Consider the following 2,164-nt stretch of genomic DNA (forward strand, 5'->3'; position numbering starts at 1 on the left):
GGCGGGCAGCTTGAACAGTACGCCAAGGAACTGTGCGCCGAGGTCTGGGACGACGAGAAGCAGGGATGGGAAAACCCGGCGAACAAGCCGAACCATTTCTGGGACTGCGAGGTCATGCAGCGGGCGTTCGCGTTCATCCTGAACGTCCGGCATCGCCGCAGACCGGACGAGGAAGCGAAAAAGCCCGCCCGTCCCCCGCGCCCGTCCGAACGCGGCGGGGGCGGCATCGGTTCGCGCCTGGCGAACCTGCGGAGGTCGTGATGGCGCTATACGACTTGTCGGATCGCCTCAACTGGCAACAGGCTTGCGAAATCCTCGGGTGCAGCAAGACGCATCTCTACAGGCTGGTGAGGGAGGGAAAGGTTCCCATATACGGAACAGGAAAACGGTATCGGTGGTTTTCCCGTGAAAATTTGGAACATATTCTTGCAAAAGGATTTTCCGAACGAATAACCTTGACAAAATAACCAAAATGGTTAGTATAAAACATGGAAAAGAACAAGCCCCATTGCCCGTTGCAGCGTGTGAAAGAGTTGATCTCAGAAGGCCGTTTCAACATGACCAAAACGGCGACCGCCAGTGCCGCCGCTCTTGACTTCACCGAAGAAGCGGTGATGCAGGAACTCCTCGCGTTGAATCGAGGAGAATTTTATAAAAGCATGACAACATACAATAATCATAAGGTATGGCAGGACGTGTACAGACATGCCTCGGCAGTGGGGATGCTCTATGTCAAGCTGACCGTTATTGAAGATGTTTTGCTGGTATCTTTTAAGGAGTTGAAGAATGATTTGTCCTGAATGTGGGAGCGCGGATGTGCGCCACGAAGTACGGGAAGAGCAATACACATACAAAGGGCAGACGACCTCATTTCTTGTGGAAGGCGAATACTGCCAGGATTGCGGAGAGGCGGTGCTGTCGCGTGAGGAATCGCAGAGGTTGAACAAGGAGATGTTGGCCTTCAACGCTTCTGTGAATGCCAGCCAGTTCAATCCTGAACGTATCCAAAGCGTGCGAAAGAAGCTCGGCCTCGACCAAAAGGAGGCCGCAGCTATGTTTGGTGGGGGAGTCAATGCCTTTTCACGTTATGAGCGCGGCAAAATAGCCCCTCCGAAATCTTTGGAAGTCCTGTTTGAGATGATCGAAAAAAGGCCGGAACTGGGGGAATTCGCCAAGGAGTGTGCCGCAAATGTTGACAGAAGGAAGGGAGGAACTCCAGGGCAGGAAATGCAACGGAGCTGTGCCGTTCGATGAGGGGATGGCGGCGATGTACCGAGCCCATCCCAACATGGCGACGGAAATGCTGGATGAGTGTATTGAGATGGGAGATCGGGAAGCTCTTTGGCTGACATTTCGTCACCTTGTTCAGGCTTCTCTTTTTTGCGGAAGTAAAAATAGTGGATTCCAAAGGGCGGATGAGTAAGTAGCTATCTAATAAAGAGAGCAGGTTCCGCTTTGAAGGAGGCACCATGAAATACTTACCCATCGTTATCGGCATAGCTGCTTGTTTGGCAGTGGGGGAGTTATCGAGCCTGTTGCAAAGCGATGCTCTTCAGTCATGGTATCCGCAGTTGGACAAATCGGTTCTTACGCCCCCCGGTGTGGTCTTCGCGGTTGTGTGGGTTCTGCTGTATATTCTGATGGGCGTTTCCATCGGGCTCGTATGGAAGAAGCGCAAGGCTCCTGATTATAAGATGGTCACCGGCCTTTTTGTGGGCCAGCTCGTGCTGAATTTTTTTTGGAGCGTCGTCTTTTTCTTTTTCCACAGCCCGTGGGCCGGCATGATGGTGATAACGGGTCTTCTCGCACTGCTGTTGTATTACGCATGGCGCGCCTATCCTCATAACAAGGTCAGTTCGTATTTGTTTTTTCCCTATATCCTATGGGTAGCCTTCGCTTGGTACCTGAATTTTCATGTCGCCCTGCATAACTAAAACATTTTTTGCCTCGTTCTCTTCGCCCGGCCCCGCGCCGGGCTTTTTTTCGTTTTTTTGAAAATTTTTTGTGCCCACATTCCCCATATTCCCCACAGTGCCAGACTTGCACATTTTTTCGTGCTATGTGTAGCACACTATGAGCACCATCTGGACACGTGAAGAACTCCTCGATCTGATCGCCTGTTGGAAGGCCGCGTACAAGGCGGCGTCCACGGGCAAGTCGTACA

At 52.0% G+C, this 2,164-nt stretch carries 5 protein-coding genes; all 5 read left to right on the plus strand.

Annotation, left to right across the window (positions count from 1 at the left end; translation table 11 throughout):
- Window positions 1–261: terminase gpA endonuclease subunit (locus T370_RS23305; protein ID WP_034507575.1), on the plus strand; the 261-nt coding region annotated here is incomplete at its 5' end.
- On the plus strand, window positions 261–467 hold the full coding sequence (locus tag T370_RS0121705) for a helix-turn-helix domain-containing protein (RefSeq protein WP_009378633.1): 207 nt from the start codon (window positions 261–263) through the stop codon (window positions 465–467). The genes T370_RS23305 and T370_RS0121705, both read left to right, overlap by 1 nt.
- A 21-nt stretch (window positions 468–488) precedes the next feature.
- The gene (locus T370_RS0121710) at window positions 489–800 is read left to right on the plus strand and encodes a type II toxin-antitoxin system MqsR family toxin (RefSeq protein WP_009378632.1); all 312 of its coding nucleotides are present in this window, start codon (window positions 489–491) and stop codon (window positions 798–800) included.
- On the plus strand, window positions 787–1,254 hold the full coding sequence (locus T370_RS0121715) for a type II TA system antitoxin MqsA family protein (protein WP_081847625.1): 468 nt from the start codon (window positions 787–789) through the stop codon (window positions 1,252–1,254). The genes T370_RS0121710 and T370_RS0121715 overlap by 14 nt, the downstream gene beginning before the upstream one ends.
- Before the next feature lie 215 nt (window positions 1,255–1,469).
- Entirely contained in the window at window positions 1,470–1,934 is a 465-nt protein-coding gene (locus T370_RS0121725; protein WP_029436994.1) for a TspO/MBR family protein, read from the plus strand.
- Window positions 1,935–2,164: the final 230 nt, after the last annotated feature.

Source organism: Bilophila wadsworthia ATCC 49260 (genome assembly GCF_000701705.1).
GTDB lineage: Bacteria > Desulfobacterota > Desulfovibrionia > Desulfovibrionales > Desulfovibrionaceae > Bilophila > Bilophila wadsworthia.